The sequence below is a fragment of the Pseudomonas sp. FG6 genome, assembly GCF_057809015.1.
In genome coordinates this window covers 56,452-79,042 of the sequence record NZ_JBMDJD010000023.1, presented here as the reverse complement: position 1 = coordinate 79,042, position 22,591 = coordinate 56,452, and the positions used below count along the sequence as shown (strand labels likewise).

The following is a 22,591-nucleotide window of genomic DNA, read 5'->3' as shown; positions in this document are numbered from 1 at the left end:
AAATTTGAGTTTTGCGGTGATCGGACCGGCCTCTTCGCGAGCAAGCCCGCTCCCACAGGAGGATGGGCCGATCACAAGATTCCAGTTATCCACAGCTCTCTTTGTGGGAGCGGGCTTGCTCGCGAAGAGGCCCGCACACTCGCCGCAAAAGCTTCAGGCTGTTGCAAACCGCTTATCCAGGTAATCAATGATCACCTTGGACTCATACATCCAAGTGGTCTGGCCATTCTCTTCGATACGCAGGCACGGCACCTTGATCCTGCCGCCTTGCTCCAGCAGCGTTTGGCGGTCCTGTTCGTTGTTCTTCGCGTCGCGCAGGGCCACCGGTACGTTGAGGCGGCGCAGGGTGCGGCGGGTTTTCACACAGAACGGGCAGGCGTGGAACTGGTACAGCGTCAGGTTGCGGGCGGCTTGCTCGACTTGCGCCTGGGCCTCGGCCGGGCGTTGTTTCTTGCCGGGGCGAGTGATGAAGTCGATGAAGATAATGAGCTGGCCCAGGCCAATTCGAAGCGCTTTGACGATCACGGGATAAGCCTCGCGGCAGGAAAGAAGAGGGCGCGCAGCTTACCTGATTTTTCGCAGGCGAAAAAAAACCGGCGATCGATGCCGGTTTTCTTCGTGCCCCAGGTTACTTGATGAGGCTGAGGAATTCGCTGCGAGTAGCGGCGTTTTCCCGGAATTCGCCCAACATCACCGAGGTGATCATCGAAGAATTCTGCTTTTCCACACCGCGCATCATCATGCACATGTGCTTGGCCTCGATCACCACCGCCACACCCAAGGCGCCAGTCACCTGCTGGACCGCATCGGCGATCTGGCGGCTGAGGTTTTCCTGGATCTGCAGTCGACGGGCATACATGTCGACGATGCGCGCGACCTTCGACAGCCCCAGCACCTTGCCACTCGGGATGTAGGCTACGTGAGCCTTGCCGATGAAAGGCAGCAGGTGATGCTCGCACAGCGAGTACAACTCGATGTCCTTGACCAGCACCATCTCGCTGTTGTCGGAGCTGAACAAGGCACCGTTGGTGACTTCTTCCAGGGTCTGTTCATAACCGCGGCAGAGGTACTGCATGGCCTTGGCAGCGCGCTTGGGCGTGTCGAGCAGGCCCTCGCGGGTGACGTCCTCGCCCAGTTGGCCGAGAATCGCGGTGTAATTCTGTTCCAGAGACATGAAACTACCTGTGGGATTTTACGCAAAGGGCAAGGGTACGGTGGCGGACACGGCGCTGCAAGCTCGGTAATCGAGCTACTCGTCGCGACCTTCCATCATGGTGCGCTTGAGCATGACGTAGACGGCCCCGGCGCCGCCATGTTTTGCCTGGCAGGAGGTGAAGCCCAGCACTTGCGGGTGCTGGCGCAGCCAGGTGTTGACGTGGCTCTTGATCATCGGGCGCTTGCCATCCAGTCGCACGGCTTTGCCGTGGGTGACGCGTACGCAGCGGATTTCGAACCGGGTGGCTTCGGCCAGGAAGGCCCAGAGGGTTTCCCGAGCTTTTTCGACGTTCATGCCGTGCAGGTCGAGGCTGCCTTCGAAGGGGATCTGGCCAGCCTTGAGCTTGCGTATCTGGCTGTCCTGGACGCCGTCGCGCGCCCACATCAACTCGTCTTCCGGTCCTACGTCGATCACGAACTGATCGGACAAACCGTCCACGGTCGTGGCTTCGGTGCGCACGGTGGCGGCCTGCCGCAGCTTGGCGATCTGTGCGCGATCGGCCTTGGGTTTGCCGGTCTCGGCGCGATCATGTTTGATCGGTTTTACGCCCTGGATCGCACTCTTGAACAGGGAAAAGTCATCGTCTTGCATGTCAGCCTCCGCGAAGGTCGGCCAGTTTACCCAACTGTGGTGGGATCTGGCGCGACAAAAACGTCGGATGGCGCTTTCAGTCGTGCTTTTTCATCAGGTGCGGAGCCATGGCCAGCTCCAGGGATTGGCGGGCGCGGCGGCGGCAACGGCGCCAGAGCCAGACACCCAGCAACAGAACGAGAAGACCGACCGCCAGGATGATCGCCGAACCCAGTGGGGTGGCGTTCAACTCGCCCAGCGCGGGCGGGCGGCCCAGCAGGCTGGCGGCACCGGCCATGGCCAGCAGGACACCCAGCGTTGCCAGGAGCGCCGCGACCGCGGCACCGAAACGAAATCGCCAGTTGCTCGGGCCCTTGGGCCGCAGGCGACGTGCGTCAAAACCATCGGATAACTTCATTCCGACCTTCCTCAATGGGTATCGGCCCTTCGACCGGAAGATGTTCGGGTTGTTCCTGAGGTTAGCAAATGAGAGGTTTTTGCGGATGAGCGGCGAAACTGGCCGCTCATCGAGGAAGGATCAGACGAAATCGCGGGTCAGGGCCAGGGTGGCGAAGTTGTCCGCCATGATCGCCATTTCGGCCTGGTGCACGTGTTCAGCGCTCAACACACCGCCCTTGTGCGGCAGGTCGCGGGTGGCGCAGGCGTCTTCCACCAGGGTGCAGCGAAAGCCCAGGTTCTTGGCGGCGCGCACGGTGGTGCTGACGCTGGAGTGGCTCATGAACCCGCAGACGATCAGGTCCAGGGGGCCGAATTCTTCCAGGCGTTTTTTCAGTTCGGTGCCATGGAAAGCACTGGGCAGGGTCTTGCCGATGACCGCCTCGTCACCCTGGGGTTCGAGACCTGGAATGAATTCCCCACGTTCGCCCTGTGGATCGAACAGCCCGCCGTGGGTGCCCAGGTGGCGTACGTGAACGATCGGCCGGCCGGCGGCACGGGCCGCGCCGAGCAATTGCTTGATGTTCGCGACCGCTGCGTCCATGCCGCTCAGGGCCACGGGGCCGGCGAGGTACTCTTTCTGGGCGTCGATGATGATCAGGGTCGCTTGACTCAGGTTGGCCGCCGCGTAACCACGACCGCTGAGTTGAAACATCGTTTTTGGAACGGACATTCTGGGGCTCCTTCGGGTGGGGCTTTTGCGACATTCTCCTCTGGCTGAGCGGTTCTGTGAATCGCTTCCACTGCAAGGGCCGTCGTTGCTGGCCTACAGCCTTGTCAAGATGCCTGTCTTGTTCAATGGGTTGCGGAAAAAATGGACAATTCCTACGGATGCCGTGGTGTTTTTCGTTCGTATTCGGCGCGCGTTTGGGTAGGGGCGTGTTTGGCTGGTAGACTCGCCCGTCGATTTTCCAGGAGTTACCGCCGTGATCACTTCCCGCCTTCGCACCCTGCGCGACCATATCCGTTGGGCCGTCAGCCGTTTCCATGGGGAGGATCTGTTTTTCGGCCATGGCACTGACAATGCGTGGGATGAAGCCCGTCAACTGGTGTTGGGGGCGTTGCACCTGCCGTGGGAAATCGCCGACAGCTATCTGGATTGCCGTCTCGAAGACGAAGAATTGGTCCATGTGCAGCGCCTGTTGCGTCGGCGTATCGCCGAACGTATCCCGGCCGCCTACTTGCTGGGTGAGGCCTGGTTCTGCGGGATGTCGTTCATCGTCGATGAGCGCGTGCTCATTCCGCGCTCGCCCATTGGTGAGCTGATCGAAAAGCGTTTTGAACCGTGGTTTGGCCAGGAGCCGGCGCGGATTCTCGACCTGTGCACCGGTTCCGGCTGCATCGGGATCGCCTGTGCCTTTGAATTCCCGGAGGCCGAAGTGGTACTGGCCGACCTGTCGTTCGAAGCGCTGGAAGTGGCCAACCAGAACATCGAGCGCCACGGCGTCGATGAGCGGGTGTTCACGGTCCAGGGCGATGGTTTCGAAGGGCTGCCGGGGCAGCGTTTCGACCTGATCGTGTCGAACCCGCCCTACGTCGACGCGGAAGATTTCGCCGACATGCCGGCCGAGTATCAGCACGAACCGGAACTGGGGCTGGCCTGTGGCGACGACGGCTTGAACCTGGTGCGCCGGATGCTGGCCGAAGCGGCCGATCACCTGACCGAAAAAGGCCTGTTGATTGTCGAAGTGGGCAACAGCCAGGTCCACGTCGAGGCGCTTTACCCGGAAGTCGATTTCGCCTGGCTGGACTTCGAACGCGGCGGGCACGGCGTGTTCATGCTCAGCGCCGAACAGTGCCGCGAGCATCAGGCGTTATTTGCTTCGCGGGTTTGATCCTCGTTACGGATGTGACCGTTTCTGTGGCGAGGGAGCTTGCTCCCGCTGGGTTGCGAAGCAGCCCCCGCTTTTAAAGGCTTGAGATTTACGACTGCTTCGCAGCCGAGCGGGAGCAAGCTCCCTCGCCACGGGGGGGCAAGCCAAGCATTCTGCAATCAATGCCGCGTCGCAATCCAGATCAGCAACCCCGCCTGGAACATGGCAAACGCCACCAGGCAGGTGATGGTGAAGCGCAGGCCGGTGTCTTCGCGCTTGAACTTGTTGACCTTCTCTTCCTGCTGCTTGAGCTTGACCTCCTGTTCCGCCAGGTTCTGCTCGGCTTGCTGCAGCATCTGCGCGGCTTCGAGGATTTCCACGAACTGCAGCTTCTCGGTGTTCCAGTCACCGGTCAGGTCACCGACCTGGGTTTGCTTGACGCTGCCCTTGAGGTGCTGGGCGTCGGCGTAGACCACCTCGAAGCCGTGGGCCTTGAGGAAACGGTCGCGGCGCAGACGAGTGTCTTCGTTCAGCGCGTCCTTGTTGTTCAGGTCCGCGCCGTCGACCCGGTAGGACGACCAGCGTTTCTTCGCCCAGGTGATGCCCTGGGCCGCGAGGAAGCGTCCGATGCCGCGGTTCAGCGGTTCGATTTGCAGGCTGTCCGGTGAAAAAAACAGGCGTTTCTCGACGTGGTCGGCCCAGACGTCCAGGTGATTCTGTTCCTTGCGCACCCGCTGGCCCGGCAACTGGATGCTCATGCGCAACAGGCTGCGTTCCTTGCTGTGGCGCTCGACATAGTTGAATTCGACGAACCGCAGGGGCCGCGCACCCGTGGTCCGGTCGGTCTTGAGCGGCGCCAGCCGGAGCATCTTGTGATGTTCAGCCTGCACGTCTGCCCAAGGCAACTCCGCCGCGGCTGGGGCGGCTGTTTCGGCAGCGGTGTCGGGTGAAGTTTCAGTGTCAGTCATAACGGCAAAGTCCTGTCAGGCCGGCGGGTCGGCAGCCATCGCGCTGTCCGACACTCGGTTTATCGGCCGTTTTTGCCAGGACTGGAGCTAAAACCGCTTAACGAGCAGCGATCGAGTCAATAAAGCGCAGAATTTGTGTACCGAGCTCGGCGGCCAGGGGCAGGTTGGGATCCTGATAGGAGGCCAGCTGTCGCTTGAGGTCGTTGGGCACGATGCGCATCACATGGTTCATGCCCTCGATCAGCGCCAGCACGGCGTCGGGCTTGGCGGCCTTCAACTGCCTGGCATCGTCGACGCTGACCTGGATGTCATGGCTGCCCTGGATGATCAGGGCCGGCATCTTCAACGCCGCGAAAGCCTGGGCCGGGTCCTGGCGGAACAGCGAGATCAGGTACGGCTGCACGCTGGGACGGAAGATGACGTGCAACTGCGCAGGGACATCCGGGTCGACTCGACCGGCCTTGAGGCTGTCGAGCAGCTCATTGCTGCGCAACATCAGCGGCGGTGGCAGGCGATTGCTCAGTTGCTGGCGCAGTACCTGGTCGATTGGCCGGGCGCTGCCAGACAGCGAAATCACCGCGGCCGCGTTGGCCTGGGGCGCCGCGAGGCTGGCGATCAACGCACCTTCGCTGTGGCCCAGCAGGATCAACGGGCCCAGTCGAGGGTCGGCGGCCAGCTTGCGGCTCCAGGCCACGGCATCGGCCACGTAGGCTTCGACGCTGAGGTTGCGTTCGTCCGGGGTGGCCGCGAGGCTGGCGGCTACGCCGCGCTTGTCATAACGCACGCTGGCAATGTTGTGCCTGGCCAGGACCCAGGCCAGGCGCTTGAGGCTGTCGTTGCGCCCGCCCTCGGGGTTGTTGCCGTCACGATCCGTAGGACCGGACCCGGAAATGATCAGGACAACCGGCACCGGCGTGTCGGACTTGGGCAGCAACAGCGAACCGAAAAGCTCACCGCTGCCCGTGTCGAGGCTGATGGGCCGTTGCAGGACGGTGGCCTGGGCCAGGCCGGGAAGCAGGCCCGCGAACAGGATAAGGCTTAAGGCAAACGCTCTTAACATCATGGTGCCATTAGTTGCGAAGATGGCGGTTGGACTGGTCGCCGCCGATAAGGTTCGAGGATGAACTACTCGGGGAGCCTGCGTATACTGGCGCCCATTACGAATCTCAGCGATTTCACGGAGCACCCTGCATGTCCGGCAATACCTACGGCAAGCTGTTCACCGTCACCACCGCGGGCGAAAGCCATGGCCCGGCGTTGGTCGCCATTGTCGACGGCTGCCCGCCGGGCCTGGAGATTTCCCTGGACGATCTGCAACGTGACCTGGACCGCCGCAAACCCGGCACCAGCCGCCATACCACCCAGCGCCAGGAAGCCGATGAAGTCGAAATCCTCTCGGGCGTGTTCGAAGGTCGCACCACCGGCTGCGCCATCGGCCTGCTGATTCGCAACACCGACCAGAAGTCCAAGGACTACTCGGCCATCAAGGACCTGTTCCGCCCGGCCCATGCCGACTACACCTACCACCACAAATACGGCGAGCGCGACTACCGCGGCGGCGGTCGCAGTTCGGCACGCGAAACCGCGATGCGCGTGGCGGCCGGGGCGATTGCCAAGAAGTACCTGGCCAGCCAGGGCATCGTGATTCGGGGCTACATGAGCCAGCTGGGCCCGATTGAAATCCCGTTCAAGACCTGGGACTCGGTGGAGCAGAACGCGTTCTTCAGCCCTGATCCCGACAAGGTGCCGGAACTCGAGGCCTACATGGACCAACTGCGCCGGGACCAGGATTCGGTCGGCGCGAAGATCACCGTGGTGGCCGAAGGCGTGATGCCGGGCCTTGGCGAGCCGATCTTCGACCGCCTCGACGCCGAACTGGCCCACGCGCTGATGAGCATCAACGCCGTGAAGGGCGTGGAGATCGGCGCCGGTTTCGCCTGTGTTGCCCAGCGTGGCACCGAGCACCGCGACGAACTGACTCCGCAAGGTTTCCTCAGCAACAATGCCGGCGGCATCCTCGGCGGCATTTCCTCGGGTCAGCCGATCGTCGCGCACCTGGCGTTGAAACCGACGTCGAGCATTACCACACCGGGTCGTTCGATCGACGTCCACGGTAACCCCGTGGACGTGATCACCAAGGGCCGTCACGACCCGTGCGTGGGCATTCGTGCCACACCGATCGCCGAGGCCATGATGGCGATCGTGTTGATGGATCACCTGTTGCGCCATCGCGGCCAGAATGCCGACGTGCGCGTCGACACCCCGGTGCTGGGCCAGCTTTGATGGCTGGCCTGCCGACCGCCGTGGCCTGACGACCATGGCGGCACTGCCGTACTGGCGGCTCTCCAGCTTCTATCTGTTCTACTTCGCCTTGCTCGGTTCGACGGCGCCGTTCCTGGCGTTGTATTTCGATCACCTGGGGTTCAACGCGGCGCGCATTGGCGAGCTGGTGGCGATCCCCATGCTGATGCGTTGCGTGGCGCCGAACATCTGGGGCTGGCTGGGGGATTACACCGGCCGGCGCCTGGCGATCGTACGTTTTGGCGCGATCTGCACGCTGCTGGCCTTCTCCCTGATCTTTGTCGACAAGAGCTACGCCTGGCTGGCGCTGGTCATGGCCTTGCACGCTTTTTTCTGGCACGCCGTGCTGCCGCAGTTCGAAGTCATAACCCTGGCTCACTTGAGCGGGCAGGCCTCGCGCTACAGCCAGATCCGCTTGTGGGGCTCCATCGGTTTCATCATCACCGTGGTCGGGTTGGGCCGGTTGTTCGAATGGCTGAGCCTGGACATTTACCCGGTGGCGCTGGTGGTGATCATGGCCGGCATCGTGCTTGCCAGTTTCTGGGTACCCAACGCCCAGCCAGTGCACGGGCCGAGCGTGGCGGGGGAGGGTTTCCTGCGGCAATTGCGCAACCCCGGCGTGCTGGCGTTCTACACGTGCGTGGGCTTGATGCAGGTGAGCCATGGACCGTATTACACCTTTCTGACCCTGCACCTGGAACACCTGGGCTACAGTCGCGGCTTGATCGGCCTGCTGTGGGCGGTCGGCGTGGTGGCAGAGGTGCTGGTGTTTCTGTTGATGAGCCGGATCCTGGCGCGGTTTTCCGTGCGCCGGGTACTGCTGGCGAGTTTCCTGCTGGCCGCCTTGCGCTGGTTGCTGCTGGGTTCACTGGCGGAATTTCTCTGGGTGCTGCTGTTTGCCCAGGTGTTGCATGCGGCGACGTTCGGCAGCTTCCATGCCGCCGCCATCCATTTCGTACAGCGCAGCTTCGGTCCTCGTCAGCAAGGCCAGGGCCAGGCGTTGTACGCGGCACTCGCCGGCACCGGCGGCGCCTTGGGCGCGTTGTATTCGGGCTACAGCTGGAATGCCCTCGGCGCTGCCTGGACATTCGCCCTTGCCAGCCTCGCCGCTTTTGCCGCAGCCGTTATCATTGCCACCCGTATGCCGGAAGACCGGCCCTGAGCCGTCACATCCTAATTTGTTGGAGCCATTGCCATGAGCAGCCTGTCCGTCTACCACGTCTCAAGCCCCGACATCCCGAACAAGGTGCTGACCCATTTCGAAGACATTGCCACGACCCTGGCCGAAAGAGGCGTGCGCTTCGAGCGGTGGGAAGCGACGACCAGGATCCAGCCAGGCGCCAGCGAGGCGGACATCATCGCGGCCTACCAGGCCCGGATCGATGCCTTGATGACCGAGTGCGGTTACGTCACGGTCGAGGTCTTGAGGGTCAACGGTGATGACGCGCCGGAAACCGAACAACAGGCCGGGCCTCTCGAGGAGTACAGCCATGGTCACGACGAAGTACGACTGTTTGTCGCCGGGCGTGGTTTGTTCAGCTTGCACATTGATGATTATGTCTATGCGGTGTTGTGCGAAAGGAATGATCTGATAACGGTGCCGGCGGGGACGCCGCATTGGTTTGACCTGGGGGAGCGTCCGCATTGCGTTGCTGTTCGGATGGCCGGTGGTTCGCAGGGGGCGGTGTTGACCGGGGACGACATTGCCGGGCGTTTTTCGCGGTTGGAGGATTGATTGCGGTAACCGATAGCCACCCCAAAAAGATCCCCCCCCAAAAAACGGCGCCTCCCATCCCGAAGCGCCGTTTCCTCAGTCAAAACAGCATTGACCTTACCCAGCAGGCTCAAGCGCTGTGATAAGTCGGCAACGCAAAACGATGCTGGCTCTGTAGCAGCGTGATCTGCGGCAACTCGCTGGCCTGTTCGGCCAGGTCACGACGGATCGCACTGATCGCCCAGGACAACTGGTCCCCTGCATGCAGTTGGGCGTAGGAAATCGTGCGCTTGAACAACTTGCCTTCGCTGTTGCGCAAGGTCAGCAGAATGCCGCCATCCGGGCGGGGTTGTGTGGTCACTTCGTAGTTGGAAAACAGCGAGGCGAACTTTTCCTGAATCATATTCATCGTTGACTGCTCCTTGGTGTGGCAAACCGTGGAGGAGTAGGTGCAGTGTCTATGCCAGTATTGGATCCTTGGATAATTCTTTTTAAAACAACGAGTTAGGTTTTGACGGGGTTTTTCGTATCGTGCAACTTGCATGAATGGCCATCGTGCACCCTGCATTTTGCGAGGTCCGGCGATCATTTTTGGAACCAAATCGCTTTCCTGCGCTCACGCTTCGCCTGTTCCGGGTGGTGGATACAAAACATTGCAAAAACCGCATGTACAGCGTCGCAACCGCTGGCGTAATTTCGAGCCGCAGGCACCTTCAGTGATTACCAGAACCAAGACCCACTAGGCTCTGTACGAACAGTCTTGAGACGAAGGTCAGGCAAGGCGAAAACAGCCGAGGAACGCCCGGGGTCGCGCTCGACTGTACTGAAGTACATGAGCATTGCGATCGGACTCGCGCACGAGGCTGTTTTCAACGCAGCATGAACGAGTATCAAGGCTTTTCGTACAGAGCCTAGGTCAGATCGGAAGACCCTCCATGAGTCGTACACCCAGCGACGCCATTACCTGGGGCATGATGCTGCGCAAGCTGCCAGCCCTCGCCAGGGCCGTTCCCCGGATCGCCAAGGGTAGGAAGCTTGCCAATGTCCAGGATCCGACCCAACCCTGTGGCCTGGGCTGGTGTTTCGAGCAGGCCACGCAACGCAACCCCGATGGGCCGGCATTGCTGTGCGGCGATACGGTGTGGAGTTATGCACAGGTCAACGAGCGAGCCAACCGGATCGCCCATTACCTGCTCGCACAAGGCCTCGGTAAGGGCGATTGCGTCGCGATCATCCTCGAGAACCGCCCGCAACTGCTGATCACTGTCCTGGCACTGGCGAAGATCGGTGCGGTCAGCGCCATGGTCAATGCCGCGCAAACGGGTGATGCACTGGTGCACAGCCTGGCCCTGGTCGTGCCTGTTGCCGTGGTGGTGGGGGACGAGCGGAGCGCGGTATTCGACGACGTGCGCGCGCGCACCGCCTTGGCGGTCGAGCGCACCTGGTGGGTGGCGGACGAGGGCAGCACCGCCGTGCCGTCCGGCTACATCGACCTGATGGAAGGCTGCGAGGATTACTCGGGCGCCAACCCGGCGTGCAGCCGCCAGGTGTTCTGCAACGACCCTTGTTTTTATCTCTATACCTCAGGCACGACCGGCCTGCCCAAGGCCGGGATTTTTCGTCATGGGCGCTGGATGCGCACGTCCACCAGTTTCGGTTTGATCGCCCTGGACATGCAGCCCGACGATGTCCTGTATTGCACCTTGCCCCTGTACCACGCCACGGGCTTGTGCGTGTGCTGGGGCGCGGCCATTTGGGGTGCCTCGGGCTTTGCCATCCGGCGCAGCTTCAGTGCCAGCCAGTTCTGGGGCGACGTTCGCCGCTACCGGGCGACCACGCTGGGTTATGTCGGTGAGTTGTGTCGCTATCTGGTCGATCAACCTGCCAGCGCCGCAGACCGGCAGCATGGGGTGAGAAAGATGATCGGCAATGGCCTGCGCCCCGATGCCTGGTCGGCCTTCAAGACCCGCTTTGGCGTCGATCACGTCTGTGAGCTGTACGCGGCCAGCGACGGCAACATCGGCTTTACCAATGTGCTGAACTTCGACAACACCGTCGGCTTCTCGCTGGCGGCCTGGGTGCTGGTGCAGTACGACCAGGACAGCGGCACGCCGTTGCGCAACCTGCATGGCCGCATGCAGAAAGTCCCCCGCGGCCAGCCGGGGTTGCTGTTGGCGCGGATCGACGACAAGGCGCCGCTGGACGGTTACACCGATCCGGATCAGGCCGAGAAAACCATCTATCGGGATGTCTTCGTGCCGGGAGACCTCTACTTCAACACCGGCGACTTGTTGCGCAACATCGGTTTTGGCCACGGGCAGTTCGTCGATCGCCTGGGTGACACCTACCGCTGGAAAGGCGAGAACGTTTCCACCACGCACGTCGAGAACGTGCTGTTGCAACATCCGCAGGTCGCCGAGGCAGTGGCCTACGGCGTCGAGGTCAGCGGCACCAACGGTCGCGCCGGCATGGCGGCGATCACACCGTCCGAATCCCTGGCCACCCTGGATTTCAGTGAGCTGTTGCAGTTTCTGCAAGACAGGTTGCCCGGTTATGCGGTGCCGCTGTTCTTGCGCATCAAAGTGAAAATGGACACCACCGGCACCTTCAAGTACCGCAAGACCCGGCTCAAGGCCGAAGCATTCGACCCTTGCATCACGGGCGGCGAGCCGGTCTATGCCTGGCTGCCCGGCACGGCCACTTACCAGCGGGTGGACCGGCACCTGGCGCGGCAGATCCAGGGTGGGCACTACCGCTATTGATTCTGGCTATGACCGGTACAGGGAAAAAATGGCATGACAGTTGGCGAGCCGCTCGGGAAACTAGCGACTTTGCGAACGACCCTCAATGGAGTTTCCCATGTCCGATACCAGCCGCCAGATGACCCCCGAAGAAGCGGCGCAATTCGCCGAACAGGTGTTCGATGTCGCCCGCCAAGGGGATGCGGCGATGATGGCTGCCCTGCTGAACAAAGGCCTGCCGCCCAACCTGCGCAATCACAAGGGCGACACCTTGCTGATGCTGGCGGCCTACTACGGGCATGTGGAGACGGTGAAAGTGTTGCTCGAACATCAGGCCGATCCGGAAATCCGCAACGACAACGGCCAGAGCCCGATTGCCGGTGCCGCGTTCAAGGGCGATCTGGCCGTGGTCGCGGCGCTGGTGGACGGTGGTGCGCAAGTGGAGGGTGCCTCCTTCGATGGCCGCACCGCGCTGATGATGGCGGCGATGTTCAACCGGGTAGAGATCGTCGATTACCTGATCAGCAAGGGCGCCGACCCGCGGGTCAAGGACGCCAACGGCGTCTCGGCACTGGACGCGGCCAAGACCATGGGGGCGGTGGATACGGCGGCACAGTTGGAGAAGTTGTTGGCATAAACGGCTGTGGGAGCAAAGCTTGCTCGCGATACAGGCACCACGGTTTCCTGAGAGACCGCGTTACTTTCATCGCGGGCAAGCCTTGCTCCCACACAATGCTCGTTTGCCACACAATCCTAATCCACATACGAATGCGCTATCCTGCGCGCCCCTTGAAGACACCCCACAGGATTCACCCCATGAAAGCCGCCCTCATCGAACTCATCGGCAAAATCAGCTCCGGCTGCCTCGGCGATGCCGACATCGAGCGGATCGCTGACGAAGCGGCCCAGGCCTATGCCGATCCGGCGGCTTTCCTGGCGGCCAACCCGGACATCAACTACGACGACACCTTCCCGATTCCGCTGGGCGAGTGGGTGGTGGTCGGCAGCCTGCCGGACACCGTGCTGTTCCAGGCTGACATCTACGTCGCGCTGTTCGAGCAGATCGTTGCTTCATTCGGCCCCGGGGTGGTGTTCAATCTCAAGCCCAAGCAACTGGCCAAGACCGAAGCGCTGACTGCGCTCAACCGCATCCAGATCCAGATGAGCAGCCTGAACCAGGAAAACGGTGGCTACACGCTGATGAACATCAGTCAGTTGCTCGACGATGAGCTGCAAATGGTGCTGGTGTACGGCAATGACGTGCCGCGTGTGCTGGCGCTGTGTGCCGAAGTCGGCATTGCGGCCGCGCCGGCCCTGGAAGCCCTGAAGGTCGCGGTGCACGTCTGACGCAATAAAACGGAACCCTGGCTGCGGCGCCGCTATCCTAAGTGTGCATGTCACCACTTGGGAGCGACACCATGGGTTCCACGTTCAATGGCCTGATCGGCCTGATTATCCTGGCGCTCGATATCTGGGCGATCATCAATGTACTCAAGAGCGGCGCGGAAGTCGGGATGAAAATCCTCTGGGTGCTGCTGATCCTGCTGTTGCCGGTGCTGGGCCTGATCATCTGGGCCATTGCGGGGCCGCGTGGCGATGTGCGGGTCTGACCGTACCTGAACAATGCCCGGTCGCTGTGATCGATCGGGCATCTTTTTGTCTAGGGGTTCAAGCCGTCGCCAGGGACGGCTTCTGCGAAACGCTCAAGAAGCGCAGCAAGGCCAACAGCGGGAAGGCGCTGCCGACGATCACCACCCACAACCAGCCGCCGTGCTCGTACACCGCGCTGGCAATCGACGAACCGAACGCGCCACCGATGAAGATGCTTGTCATGTACAGCGCATTCAGGCGACTGCGGCTTTTCGCATCCAGGGCATAGATCGTGCGCTGGCCCAGCACCATGTTCATCTGCACGCAGAAATCCAGGAGTACGCCGGTCACGGCCAGGCCAATCACGCTGTAGAGCGGATGGATGAACGCTGGCAGGAAGCTCAGGCCGGCGAACAGCATCGCCAGCAGTGAAGCGTTGCGGGTGTGACCGGCGTCCGCCAGGCGACCGGCGATGGGCGCCGCGATAGCACCGATGGCGCCGACCAGGGCGAACAGGGCGATTTCCGTCTGCGACAGGCCGTGGTTACGCGACAGCTCCAGCGGTACGGCGGTCCAGAACAGGCTGAACGTGGCGAACAGGCAGGCCTGGTAAAAGGCGCGTTGGCGCAACAGCGGCTGCTGGCGCAGCAAGGTGCCGAGGGAGCCGAGCAGTTGCCCGTAGGAGGCGCTGTGGTCGGGTTGGCGTTTGGGCACGGTGAGCGCGAGCACGATGCTGATCGCCGCCATCAGGGCTGCGGCGATCATGAACATCGCCCGCCAGCCGAAGTGATCGGCCACCACGCTGGAAATCGGCCGTGCCAGCAGGATCCCCAGCAACAGGCCACCCATGATGCTCCCCACGACCCGGCCACGGGACGCTTCCGGCGTCAGGTGGGCGGCGAGGGGAATCAGCACTTGCACCGACACCGAGCTGAAGCCCACCAGCAGCGAAACCAGCAGGAAGACGTTCGGTTGATCGGTAACCGCCGCGCCCAGCAGGCTGGCAATCGCCACCACGGTGGTGAGGATCATCAGGCGGCGGTTTTCCAGCAAGTCGCCCAGCGGCACCAGGAAAAACAGGCCCAATGCGTAGCCGATCTGGGTCAGGGAGACGATCAGGCTGGCCAGGGTACTGCTCAGGCCGACGTCGGGCGCGATCAGTTCGATGATCGGTTGGGCGTAGTAGATGTTGGCGACGATGGCGCCGCAGCAGAAGGCGAAGAGCAGGACCATGCCGCGGGTCAGGCTGGCACCGGCGGGCACGGTGGAGGGATGGGCACTCATGGCGATCTCGTCAGGGAATGGAAAGATGGCGAGAGGCTAAAGTGTTCACAGGGGGGACGACAGGCTTTGTGGTTGATAGCTGTCATGCCTGCCGTTAATGGTAGGCACCGCCATAGGAAATATGAGAATGCTCTTGTGGCGAGGGAGCTTGCTCCCGCTGGGCTGCGTAGCAGACCCTAGTATCTTGCGGTCGCTACGCAACCGAGCGGGAGCAAGCTCCCTCGCCACAACAAGCTCCTTGCCACAGTGGAGGTGTGATCAGCTTATTGCCCGCTGTAGATCTGGTCGAAAATCCCGCCATCATTGAAGTGGGTCTTCTGCACGGTGCGCCAGTCGCCGAAGGTTTTTTCCACCGAGAGGAAATCGACTTTCGGGAAGCGATCGGTGTATTTCGCCAACACTGCCGGGTCCCGTGGACGCAGGTAGTTGGCGGCGGCGATTTCCTGACCTTCAGGCGACCACAGGTACTTGAGGTACGCCTCGGCGGCTTCGCGGGAGCCTTTTTTCTCGACCACTTTGTCGACCACGCTGACCGGTGGCTCGGCCTCGGCGGAAACGCTCGGGTAGACCACTTCGAACTGGTCGCGACCGAATTCGCGGGCGATCATCTCCGCTTCGTTTTCAAAGGTCACCAGCACGTCGCCGATCTGGTTGGTCATGAAGGTGGTGGTCGCGGCGCGGCCGCCGGTGTCCAGCACAGGTGCCTGCTTGAACAGCTTGCCGACGAAGGCCTTGGCCTTGTTCTCGTCACCGCCGTTCTTGAGCACGTAACCCCAGGCCGACAGGTAGGTGTAGCGGCCGTTGCCGGAGGTTTTCGGGTTGGGCACGATCACTTGCACGCCGTCCTTGAGCAGGTCGGGCCAGTCTTTCAATGCCTTGGGGTTGCCCTTGCGCACGATGAACACCGTGGCCGAGGTGAACGGCGCGCTGTTGTTCGGCAGGCGCGTGACCCAGTTCTCGGGCACCAGCTTGCCGTTGTCCGCCAGGGCATTGATGTCAGTGGCCATGTTCATGGTGATGACGTCCGCCGGCAGCCCGTCGATCACCGAGCGCGCCTGCTTGCTGGAGCCGCCGAACGACATCTGCACGGTAATGTTCTCGTTGTGCTCGGCCTGCCAGTGCTTCTGGAAGGCGACGTTGTAGTCCTTGTAGAAATCGCGCATCACGTCGTAGGAAACGTTGAGCAGGGACGGTGCGGCGTGGGCCAGGCTGCCAAAGGCCAGGCCGGCGACGAGAAGGGAGGCGCCAAAGAAGTTCTTCACTACCAATTCCTTTTTTATAGAGGGTTGCGGGCAACTAGCCGGCACACTAATGACAAGCTCATAGGCCTTCAAGCATTAAAAAGTGCTTTGCTTATTCCAATTTCTTGAACAGTGCATTGCCACAGCGCGAGCAGAAGGCGGCGTCCTGTTCGTGATGCGCCTTGCTGCACACCGGACATTCGTGCTGCAGCGGATCCCCGCGCATGGCGGTGGCCAATTCAGCAGTGAAAATGCCTGTCGGCACGGCAATGATCGAATAACCGGTGATCATCACCAGGGACGACACGACTTGGCCCAGTGGTGTCTTGGGCACTATATCGCCGAAGCCGACGGTCGTCAGTGTCACGATCGCCCAGTAGATGCCCTTGGGAATGCTGGTGAAGCCGTTCCCCGGGCCTTCGATCACGTACATCAGCGTGCCGAACACGGTCACCAGGGTCGAGACGCTGACCAGGAACACGATGATTTTCTGCTTGCTCCCTCGCAGCGCCGCCATCAGGTAGTTGGCTTGCTTGAGGTAGGGGCTGAGCTTGAGCACGCGGAAAATCCGCAGCATCCGGATGATCCGAATGATCAGCAGGTATTGGGCATCGCTGTAATACAGCGCCAGGATCCCCGGCACGATCGCCAGCAAGTCCACCAGGCCATAGAAACTGAAGGCGTAGCGCAAAGGCTTGGGCGAGCAGTACAGGCGCAGGCCGTATTCGACGATGAAGATGAACGTGAAGCCCCACTCGATGGCGGCCAACAGCGGCGCGTAGGTCTTGTGCACGCTGTCGATGCTGTCGAGCATCACTGTCACCAGGCTGGCGAGGATGATCAACAGCAAGGTGCTGTCGAAGCGGCGGCCAGCCACGGTGTCGGTCTGGAAAATGATGACGTAGAGGCGTTCACGCCAGTGGTTGCTGCTTTCCATGATTTTCGCCTGAACCGGGATCAGCGAAGCCTAGGGCGATTGCCCGGCAAAGCGCAAGGCGCGGTGTCGAGGCGAGCCTGGTGCCAGGCCCGGCCGGTGGCGTGGACCAGCCAGCAGGCGAGGATGAAGGGCGCGGTGAGTGGCGGCAGGCCGAGGGCGTTGAAACCGGGTGCGAGCATGACGGCCAGGAGGATGCCCGCGAGTGGTAGCCATGGCTGGCGGTGCTGTTGGCTGAGGGCCAGTGCTACGAGAGCCGGGTTGTAGCTGCCCAACCCGCAAAGGGCGATGGCGTTTTCATGCTGCAACAAGGCGAAGGCAAGGCCGGCGGCCGAACCGAACAGCGCCCAGGCGGCGGCGCGCCAGTCGGCCAGCAGCAGGCCTGCGGCGATCAGCGCACCGGCCGCCGGGTGGCCGAGAAACATGACCTGGCCCAGTCCGCTCAAAGGTGCGGCCAGCAGGTTGGGTAGGGTCATTTCCATCGAGGCGGGCGGTGAGGGTGGCAAGGTGAAACTCATCAGTAGCCAAGCCAGCCCGACGAAGGGCGCAGTGTAGGCGGGCAGGCAGCGCGGGCCTCGGGCGCGCTTGAGCCATTGTTGGGTCAGCATGGCGCTGAGGCCGCCTGCGGCGATGATCAACGGCGGCAACAGGGCCGACCAGGGCAGCGCGAGGCTCAGCAGCAAGCCCAGCAGGATGCCGTTGTAGCTGAACAACCCGGCCTGGCGGTCGGCCTTGGCGTAACCGCGCCGCTGGGCCGTGAGCAAGCCGGCCACGCCGCCGAGCAACGCGCCGCCGAACGAGGTGGGCGCGGTGAGCAGGATCGACAACAGGCACAGCAGGCCACACAGAGGATGGCGCTGGAGGAACACCTGGCTGAAGCCATTGAGCAGGGCGGTGGCCCAGTCGGGGCAGTGGGGGTTGGGCATGGTTGGTATGTCTGATGGACCCAGTCGATCTCTTCGCGAGCAAGCCCGCTCCCACAGGTGATTTGCGGCGATCACAAAACGCCTGGGGGAGCGGGCTTGCTCGCGAAGGGGCCGGTACAGGCGCTAGATTAAGGTCTCGATACGCAACGAATTGGTCGACCCCGGCTGCCCGAACGGCACGCCGGCGGTGATCAGCAGGGTATCGCCGCGTTGGGCCATGCCTTGGGCCTGGGCGATTTCCAGGGCGGTGGAACAGACTTCATCCACCTGCTTCAACCGATCGTTGACCACCGAGTGCACGCCCCAGGCCACCGTCAGGCGCCGAGCGGCCTGCCGGTTCGGTGTCAGGTTGAGAATCGGCACCGTCGGCCGTTCCCGTGCCGCGCGCAGGCTGGAACTGCCTGACTCGCTGTAGTTCACCAGCACCGCCACCGGCAACACGTTGCTGATGCGGCGGATCGCGCAACTGATGGCGTCGGACACCGTCGCCTCGGCTTTCGGCCGGCTGACATCCAGCTGCGCCTGGTAGTCCGGGCCGTTTTCCACCTGGCGAATGATCTTGCTCATCATCTGCACGGCTTCGAGCGGGTAGTCGCCCGAAGCAGTTTCGGCCGACAGCATCACTGCATCGGCGCCTTCGGCCACGGCGTTGGCCACATCGGTGACTTCGGCGCGGGTGGGCGCCGGTGAGAAACGCATCGATTCGAGCATCTGGGTCGCCACGACCACCGGTTTGCCGAGGGCGCGGCAGGTGCCGATGATGTTTTTCTGGATCTGCGGCACGCTCTCGGCCGGGACTTCGACGCCCAGGTCGCCGCGAGCGACCATGATCGCGTCGCTCAGCTCGGCGATCTCCCGCAATTGGGCCACCGCTGAGGGTTTCTCGATCTTGGCCATCAGGAACGCCTTGTCGCCCATCAGTGCGCGGGCTTCGCGGATGTCTTCGGGGCGCTGGACGAACGACAGGGCCACCCAGTCCACACCCAGCTCCAGGCCAAAACTCAGGTCGCGTCGATCCTTGGCGGTCAATGGGCTCAGGTCGAGCACCGCCTGGGGCACGTTCACGCCTTTGCGGTCCGACAGTTCACCGCCGTTGAGCACTTCGGTGTCGATGGCCTCGGGGTGTTTGCGAGTCACCCGCAGGCGCAGCTTGCCATCGTCCAGCAGCAGGTCCATGCCGGGCTCCAGCGCCGCGATGATCTCCGGGTGGGGCAGGTTGACCCGGCGCGCATCACCTGGCGTCGGGTCCAGGTCCAGGCGCAAGGCCTGGCCGCGTTGCAGCAGCACCTTGCCGTCGGCGAACCGGCCGACCCGCAGCTTCGGGCCTTGCAGGTCCATGAGGATGCCCAGCGGATAATTGAGCTGCTGTTCGACTTCACGAATCCATTGGTAGCGTTGGGCGTGGTCGGTGTGCTCGCCGTGGCTGAAGTTCAGGCGAAAGATGTTCACCCCGGCCTGTACCAGCGCGCGGATGTCATCGATACCACGGGTGGCGGGGCCGAGGGTGGCGAGGATCTTGACCTTTTTATCAGGCGTCATGGTGAGGGCTCTCGAGGATCAGGATGGCGCGGAAATCGTTGACGTTGGTGCGGGTCGGTTCGGTGACGATCAGCGCATCGAGTGCGGCGAAGTAGCCGTAGCCATTGTTGTTGTCCAGCTCGTCGCTGGCGTTCAGGCCCAGCTCGACGGCGCAGCGATAGCTGTCTGGGGTCATGATGGCGCCGGCGTTGTCTTCGGAGCCGTCGATGCCGTCGGTGTCGCCGGCCAGGGCGTAGATGCCCGGATGGCCCTTGAGGCTGTCGATCAGGCTCAGCAGGAATTCGGCGTTGCGCCCGCCACGGCCCTGGCCGCGCACGGTCACCGTGGTCTCGCCGCCGGACAGGATCACGCAGGGCGCCGCCAGTGGCTGGCCGTGCAGGGCGATTTGCCGGGCGATGCCGGCGTGCACTTTCGCCACCTCCCGGGATTCGCCCTCCAGGTCGCCGAGGATCAACGGGCTGAAACCGGCCTGGCGGGCCTTCACCGCCGCCGCTTCCAGCGATTGCTGGGGCCGGGCGATCAATTGAAAGTGGCTGCGGGCCAGGCACGGGTCGCCGGGTTTGACGGTTTCCGATTCCGCGCTGTGCAGCCAGTTGCGCACTGCGGTCGGCACGTCGATGTGGTAACGCTTGAGGATCGCCAGGGCTTCGGCCGAGGTGCTGGGGTCGGCTACGGTCGGGCCGGAGGCGATGACCGTGGCGAGGTCGCCCGGTACGTCGGAAATCGCGTAGGTGTACACCGTCGCCGGCCAGCAGGCCTTGGCCAGGCGTCCGCCCTTGATCGCCGAGAGGTGTTTGCGCACGCAGTTCATCTCGCCGATGGTGGCGCCGGACTTGAGCAGGGCCTTGTTGAGCGCTTGCTTGTCGGCCAGGGTGATACCTTCGGCGGGCAAGGCGAGCAGGGCCGAGCCACCGCCGGACAGCAGGAAGATGACGCGATCGTCTTCGCTGAGGTTGCTCACCAACGCCAGCACCCGCCGGGCCACCGCCAGGCCGGCGGCATCGGGCACCGGGTGCGCGGCTTCCACGACTTCGATTCTCTGACAGGGTGCGCCATGACCGTAACGGGTCACCACCAGGCCGCTGACCTCGCCCTGCCAGCACCGCTCGACCACTTGCGCCATCGCCGCGGCTGCCTTGCCGGCGCCGATGACGATCACCCGGCCGCTGCGGTCGGTCGGCAGGTATTGTTCAAGCACATGCTGCGGATGGGCCGCGTCGATGGCCGTGGCAAACAGCTCGCGCAGCAATTGTTGCGGATCGACCGACATGGCGGGCTCCCGATTTTTATTATTGGCGTTGACGCAGCCCCTGTGGAAAGCGAACAAGCGCGCTCCCACAGGGAAGTGCAGGGCTCAGTTATCGCGAATCGAGAAATTGGCCATGTGCTCCAACCCCTTGATCAGCGCCGAGTGGTCCCAGTTGCTGCCACCGAGGGCCGCGCAGGTGCTGAACACTTGCTGGGCGTTGGCGGTGTTGGGCAGGTTGATGTTCAGCTCCTTGGCGCCTTGCAGGGCCAGGTTCAGGTCCTTCTGGTGCAGGCTGATGCGAAAGCCCGGGTCGAAGGTGCCCTTGATCATTCGTTCGCCATGCACTTCCAGGATCTTCGACGAAGCGAAACCGCCCATCAGCGCTTCACGGACTTTGGCCGGGTCGGCACCGTTTTTCGAGGCGAACAGCAAGGCTTCGGCCACCGCCTGGATGTTCAGGGCGACGATGATCTGGTTCGCCACTTTCGCGGTCTGGCCGTCACCGTTGCCGCCCACCAGGGTGATGTTCTTGCCCATTGCCTGGAACAGCGGCAGTGCGCGTTCGAAGGCGCTGCTGTCGCCGCCGACCATGATGCTCAGGGTCGCGGCCTTGGCGCCGACTTCACCGCCGGAGACCGGCGCGTCGAGGTATTGCGCGCCTTTTTCGTTGATCTTCGCCGCGAACGCCTTGGTGGCGGTGGGGGAGATCGAGCTCATGTCGATCACCACCTTGCCCGCGCCAACACCGGCGGCCACGCCATCGGTCCGCAGCAGCACGTCCTCGACCTGCGGCGTGTCCGGGACCATGACGATGATGAACTCGGCTTCCTGGGCGACTTCCTGGGGAGTGGCCAGCGCCACCGCACCGCCGGCCAGCAGATCGGCCGGGGCCGCATCGTGATGCTGGGACAGGAACAGGCTGTGCCCGGCCTTTTGCAGGTTCAATGCCATGGGGTGACCCATGATGCCGGTGCCGATGAATCCGATTTTAGCCATGAGAAAATCCTCTCTTATTTAGATGTCCCGGGGTTTTTGTGGCGAGGGAGCCTGCCCCCGCTGGGCCGCGAAGCGGCCCCAGAAATCCATGTCGGGTGAAAAATCATGCGTCTGCTTCGCAGCCGAGCGGGGGCAGGCTCCCTCGCCACAAAGGCAGTATCGGATCAGAGCGCGTTATGGGTTTTCAGCCAGCCCAGCCCCGTCTCGGTAGTGGTCAGCGGCTTGTATTCGCAACCCACCCAACCCGTGTAGCCGATGCGGTCCAGGTGTTCGAACAGGAAGCGGTAGTTGATCTCGCCGGTGCCCGGCTCGTTGCGCCCGGGGTTGTCCGCCAGTTGCACATGGTTGATTTCCTTCAGGTGCGCCGACAGCGTGCGGGCCAGGTCACCTTCCATGATCTGCATGTGGTAGATGTCGTATTGCAGGAACAGGTTGGCGCTGCCCACCTGCTCGCGGATCGACAAGGCCTGGGCGGTGTTGTGGAGGAAGAAGCCGGGAATGTCGCGGGTGTTGATCATCTCCATCACCAGCTTGATGCCCTTGGCTTGCAGCTTCTCGGCGGCGTACTTCAGGTTGGCGACGAAGGTTTTTTCCGCCAGGGCCGCATCGCAGTTCTGCGGACAGATCCCGGCCAGGCAATTGACCTGGGTGTTGCCCAGCACCTGGGCGTAGGCGATGGCCAGGTCGACACCGGCGCGGAACTCGGCGACCCGGTCCGGCAGGCAAGCGATGCCGCGCTCGCCCTTGGCCCAGTCGCCGGCGGGCAGGTTGAATAGCACCTGGGTCAGGCCGTTGGCGTCGAGCAAGGCCTTGAGTTCGGCGGAGCTGTAGTCATAGGGGAACAGGTATTCGACCCCACTGAAACCGGCCTTGGCGGCCGCTTCGAAACGGGCGAGGAAGTCCTGCTCGGTGAACAGCATGGACAGGTTGGCGGCGAAACGCGGCATGGTGGTCTCCTTTGAATAGTATGAAGCCCTTGTGGTGGCGGGTTTCTGTGGGAGCAAGGTTTGCCCGCGATGGCATCGCCTCGGTATCAACATGAACAGAGGCGC

24 protein-coding genes are annotated in these 22,591 nt (G+C 62.7%); 8 read left to right on the top strand and 16 right to left on the bottom strand.

The window, feature by feature from the left end; all coding sequences use genetic code 11:
• Window positions 1-153 precede the first annotated feature (153 nt).
• The 5 genes from ACODSJ_RS16425 to ACODSJ_RS16405 all read right to left on the bottom strand — a co-directional run bounded on the left by ACODSJ_RS16425 (window position 154) and on the right by ACODSJ_RS16405 (window position 2,915).
• Window positions 154-525, bottom strand: coding sequence for a glutathione S-transferase N-terminal domain-containing protein (locus tag ACODSJ_RS16425; RefSeq protein ID WP_489102722.1), 372 nt, complete (start codon window positions 523-525; stop codon window positions 154-156).
• Between the two features lie 103 nt (window positions 526-628).
• Window positions 629-1,174, bottom strand: a complete 546-nt coding sequence (gene folE, locus ACODSJ_RS16420) for a GTP cyclohydrolase I FolE (protein WP_123328321.1) — start codon at window positions 1,172-1,174, stop codon at window positions 629-631.
• A gap of 75 nt (window positions 1,175-1,249) precedes the next feature.
• Window positions 1,250-1,807 carry a Smr/MutS family protein gene (locus ACODSJ_RS16415; protein WP_489102721.1) on the bottom strand — a complete coding sequence of 186 codons (558 nt, stop codon included), beginning with the start codon at window positions 1,805-1,807 and terminating at the stop codon, window positions 1,250-1,252.
• Between the two features lie 76 nt (window positions 1,808-1,883).
• Window positions 1,884-2,204: a hypothetical protein gene (locus ACODSJ_RS16410; protein WP_489102720.1), complete on the bottom strand. Its 321-nt coding sequence runs from the start codon at window positions 2,202-2,204 to the stop codon at window positions 1,884-1,886.
• 120 nt (window positions 2,205-2,324) lie between these two features.
• Entirely contained in the window at window positions 2,325-2,915 is a 591-nt protein-coding gene (locus ACODSJ_RS16405) for a cysteine hydrolase family protein (protein ID WP_489102719.1), read from the bottom strand.
• Between the two features lie 253 nt (window positions 2,916-3,168).
• Between ACODSJ_RS16405 and prmB the strand changes: the two genes are divergently transcribed.
• Window positions 3,169-4,077 (top strand): 50S ribosomal protein L3 N(5)-glutamine methyltransferase, encoded by a 909-nt coding sequence (gene prmB, locus ACODSJ_RS16400; protein ID WP_489102718.1) that lies wholly within the window; start codon window positions 3,169-3,171, stop codon window positions 4,075-4,077.
• A 158-nt stretch (window positions 4,078-4,235) separates the two neighbouring features.
• Here prmB and ACODSJ_RS16395 read toward each other — a convergent pair whose 3' ends face one another.
• Together ACODSJ_RS16395 and ACODSJ_RS16390 are read right to left on the bottom strand one after the other, a co-directional pair.
• Entirely contained in the window at window positions 4,236-5,024 is a 789-nt protein-coding gene (locus ACODSJ_RS16395) for a hypothetical protein (protein ID WP_489102717.1), read from the bottom strand.
• Between the two features lie 97 nt (window positions 5,025-5,121).
• Window positions 5,122-6,087: an alpha/beta hydrolase gene (locus ACODSJ_RS16390; RefSeq protein ID WP_489102716.1), complete on the bottom strand. Its 966-nt coding sequence runs from the start codon at window positions 6,085-6,087 to the stop codon at window positions 5,122-5,124.
• Window positions 6,088-6,215: 128 nt separating this feature from the next.
• On the opposite strand from ACODSJ_RS16390, the gene aroC reads away from it, so the two are divergent.
• Genes aroC through ACODSJ_RS16375 form a run of 3 tightly spaced genes read left to right on the top strand, consistent with a single transcriptional unit; the run spans window position 6,216 to window position 9,060 of the window.
• Window positions 6,216-7,307 carry a chorismate synthase gene (gene aroC / locus ACODSJ_RS16385; RefSeq protein WP_489102715.1) on the top strand — a complete coding sequence of 364 codons (1,092 nt, stop codon included), beginning with the start codon at window positions 6,216-6,218 and terminating at the stop codon, window positions 7,305-7,307.
• 34 nt (window positions 7,308-7,341) lie between these two features.
• Window positions 7,342-8,487, top strand: a complete 1,146-nt coding sequence (locus ACODSJ_RS16380) for an MFS transporter (protein WP_489102738.1) — start codon at window positions 7,342-7,344, stop codon at window positions 8,485-8,487.
• Between the two features lie 33 nt (window positions 8,488-8,520).
• Window positions 8,521-9,060 (top strand): 1,2-dihydroxy-3-keto-5-methylthiopentene dioxygenase, encoded by a 540-nt coding sequence (locus ACODSJ_RS16375; RefSeq protein ID WP_489102714.1) that lies wholly within the window; start codon window positions 8,521-8,523, stop codon window positions 9,058-9,060.
• Between the two features lie 109 nt (window positions 9,061-9,169).
• Here the strand turns inward: ACODSJ_RS16375 and ACODSJ_RS16370 are convergent, their stop codons facing one another.
• On the bottom strand, window positions 9,170-9,448 hold the full coding sequence (locus ACODSJ_RS16370) for a DUF3509 domain-containing protein (RefSeq protein WP_260961688.1): 279 nt from the start codon (window positions 9,446-9,448) through the stop codon (window positions 9,170-9,172).
• 526 nt (window positions 9,449-9,974) lie between these two features.
• Between ACODSJ_RS16370 and ACODSJ_RS16365 the strand changes: the two genes are divergently transcribed.
• From ACODSJ_RS16365 to ACODSJ_RS16350, 4 genes are all read left to right on the top strand, one after another.
• Window positions 9,975-11,801 carry a long-chain-acyl-CoA synthetase gene (locus ACODSJ_RS16365; RefSeq protein WP_489102713.1) on the top strand — a complete coding sequence of 609 codons (1,827 nt, stop codon included), beginning with the start codon at window positions 9,975-9,977 and terminating at the stop codon, window positions 11,799-11,801.
• Between the two features lie 97 nt (window positions 11,802-11,898).
• Window positions 11,899-12,417 carry an ankyrin repeat domain-containing protein gene (locus ACODSJ_RS16360; protein ID WP_489102712.1) on the top strand — a complete coding sequence of 173 codons (519 nt, stop codon included), beginning with the start codon at window positions 11,899-11,901 and terminating at the stop codon, window positions 12,415-12,417.
• Between the two features lie 179 nt (window positions 12,418-12,596).
• Window positions 12,597-13,127, top strand: coding sequence for a hypothetical protein (locus tag ACODSJ_RS16355; RefSeq protein WP_489102711.1), 531 nt, complete (start codon window positions 12,597-12,599; stop codon window positions 13,125-13,127).
• 71 nt (window positions 13,128-13,198) lie between these two features.
• Window positions 13,199-13,390 (top strand): PLDc N-terminal domain-containing protein, encoded by a 192-nt coding sequence (locus ACODSJ_RS16350; RefSeq protein WP_489102710.1) that lies wholly within the window; start codon window positions 13,199-13,201, stop codon window positions 13,388-13,390.
• Window positions 13,391-13,448: 58 nt separating this feature from the next.
• Here ACODSJ_RS16350 and ACODSJ_RS16345 read toward each other — a convergent pair whose 3' ends face one another.
• From ACODSJ_RS16345 to hyi, 8 genes are all read right to left on the bottom strand, one after another.
• Entirely contained in the window at window positions 13,449-14,654 is a 1,206-nt protein-coding gene (locus ACODSJ_RS16345; RefSeq protein ID WP_489102709.1) for an MFS transporter, read from the bottom strand.
• 263 nt (window positions 14,655-14,917) lie between these two features.
• Entirely contained in the window at window positions 14,918-15,916 is a 999-nt protein-coding gene (locus ACODSJ_RS16340) for a sulfate ABC transporter substrate-binding protein (protein WP_489102708.1), read from the bottom strand.
• 91 nt (window positions 15,917-16,007) lie between these two features.
• Window positions 16,008-16,832, bottom strand: a complete 825-nt coding sequence (locus tag ACODSJ_RS16335) for an ion transporter (protein WP_489102707.1) — start codon at window positions 16,830-16,832, stop codon at window positions 16,008-16,010.
• A gap of 20 nt (window positions 16,833-16,852) precedes the next feature.
• Window positions 16,853-17,755, bottom strand: coding sequence for an urea transporter (locus ACODSJ_RS16330; RefSeq protein WP_489102706.1), 903 nt, complete (start codon window positions 17,753-17,755; stop codon window positions 16,853-16,855).
• A gap of 123 nt (window positions 17,756-17,878) precedes the next feature.
• Entirely contained in the window at window positions 17,879-19,294 is a 1,416-nt protein-coding gene (gene pyk, locus ACODSJ_RS16325; RefSeq protein WP_489102705.1) for a pyruvate kinase, read from the bottom strand.
• Window positions 19,284-20,564 carry a glycerate kinase type-2 family protein gene (locus ACODSJ_RS16320; protein ID WP_489102704.1) on the bottom strand — a complete coding sequence of 427 codons (1,281 nt, stop codon included), beginning with the start codon at window positions 20,562-20,564 and terminating at the stop codon, window positions 19,284-19,286. The genes pyk and ACODSJ_RS16320 overlap by 11 nt, the downstream gene beginning before the upstream one ends.
• 84 nt (window positions 20,565-20,648) lie before the next feature.
• Complete coding sequence (locus ACODSJ_RS16315; protein WP_489102703.1) at window positions 20,649-21,539, bottom strand: 2-hydroxy-3-oxopropionate reductase; 891 nt, start codon at window positions 21,537-21,539, stop codon at window positions 20,649-20,651.
• 164 nt (window positions 21,540-21,703) lie between these two features.
• A complete protein-coding gene (gene hyi / locus ACODSJ_RS16310; protein WP_489102702.1) occupies window positions 21,704-22,486 on the bottom strand; it encodes a hydroxypyruvate isomerase in 783 nt (260 codons plus the stop codon).
• Between the last annotated feature and the right edge of the window lie 105 nt (window positions 22,487-22,591).

Bases quoted from the DNA above. Each gene is read 5' to 3' on its own strand.
- folE (WP_123328321.1), bottom strand. From the start codon at position 1,174: ATGTCTCTGGAACAGAATTACACCGCGATTCTCGGCCAACTGGGCGAG.
- ACODSJ_RS16415 (WP_489102721.1), bottom strand. From the start codon at position 1,807: ATGCAAGACGATGACTTTTCCCTGTTCAAGAGTGCGATCCAGGGCGTA.
- ACODSJ_RS16410 (WP_489102720.1), bottom strand. From the start codon at position 2,204: ATGAAGTTATCCGATGGTTTTGACGCACGTCGCCTGCGGCCCAAGGGC.
- ACODSJ_RS16405 (WP_489102719.1), bottom strand. From the start codon at position 2,915: ATGTCCGTTCCAAAAACGATGTTTCAACTCAGCGGTCGTGGTTACGCG.
- ACODSJ_RS16395 (WP_489102717.1), bottom strand. From the start codon at position 5,024: ATGACTGACACTGAAACTTCACCCGACACCGCTGCCGAAACAGCCGCC.
- ACODSJ_RS16390 (WP_489102716.1), bottom strand. From the start codon at position 6,087: ATGATGTTAAGAGCGTTTGCCTTAAGCCTTATCCTGTTCGCGGGCCTG.
- aroC (WP_489102715.1), top strand. From the start codon at position 6,216: ATGTCCGGCAATACCTACGGCAAGCTGTTCACCGTCACCACCGCGGGC.
- ACODSJ_RS16380 (WP_489102738.1), top strand. From the start codon at position 7,342: ATGGCGGCACTGCCGTACTGGCGGCTCTCCAGCTTCTATCTGTTCTAC.
- ACODSJ_RS16375 (WP_489102714.1), top strand. From the start codon at position 8,521: ATGAGCAGCCTGTCCGTCTACCACGTCTCAAGCCCCGACATCCCGAAC.
- ACODSJ_RS16370 (WP_260961688.1), bottom strand. From the start codon at position 9,448: ATGAATATGATTCAGGAAAAGTTCGCCTCGCTGTTTTCCAACTACGAA.
- ACODSJ_RS16365 (WP_489102713.1), top strand. From the start codon at position 9,975: ATGAGTCGTACACCCAGCGACGCCATTACCTGGGGCATGATGCTGCGC.
- ACODSJ_RS16360 (WP_489102712.1), top strand. From the start codon at position 11,899: ATGTCCGATACCAGCCGCCAGATGACCCCCGAAGAAGCGGCGCAATTC.
- ACODSJ_RS16355 (WP_489102711.1), top strand. From the start codon at position 12,597: ATGAAAGCCGCCCTCATCGAACTCATCGGCAAAATCAGCTCCGGCTGC.
- ACODSJ_RS16350 (WP_489102710.1), top strand. From the start codon at position 13,199: ATGGGTTCCACGTTCAATGGCCTGATCGGCCTGATTATCCTGGCGCTC.
- ACODSJ_RS16345 (WP_489102709.1), bottom strand. From the start codon at position 14,654: ATGAGTGCCCATCCCTCCACCGTGCCCGCCGGTGCCAGCCTGACCCGC.
- ACODSJ_RS16335 (WP_489102707.1), bottom strand. From the start codon at position 16,832: ATGGAAAGCAGCAACCACTGGCGTGAACGCCTCTACGTCATCATTTTC.
- ACODSJ_RS16330 (WP_489102706.1), bottom strand. From the start codon at position 17,755: ATGCCCAACCCCCACTGCCCCGACTGGGCCACCGCCCTGCTCAATGGC.
- pyk (WP_489102705.1), bottom strand. From the start codon at position 19,294: ATGACGCCTGATAAAAAGGTCAAGATCCTCGCCACCCTCGGCCCCGCC.
- ACODSJ_RS16320 (WP_489102704.1), bottom strand. From the start codon at position 20,564: ATGTCGGTCGATCCGCAACAATTGCTGCGCGAGCTGTTTGCCACGGCC.
- ACODSJ_RS16315 (WP_489102703.1), bottom strand. From the start codon at position 21,539: ATGGCTAAAATCGGATTCATCGGCACCGGCATCATGGGTCACCCCATG.
- hyi (WP_489102702.1), bottom strand. From the start codon at position 22,486: ATGCCGCGTTTCGCCGCCAACCTGTCCATGCTGTTCACCGAGCAGGAC.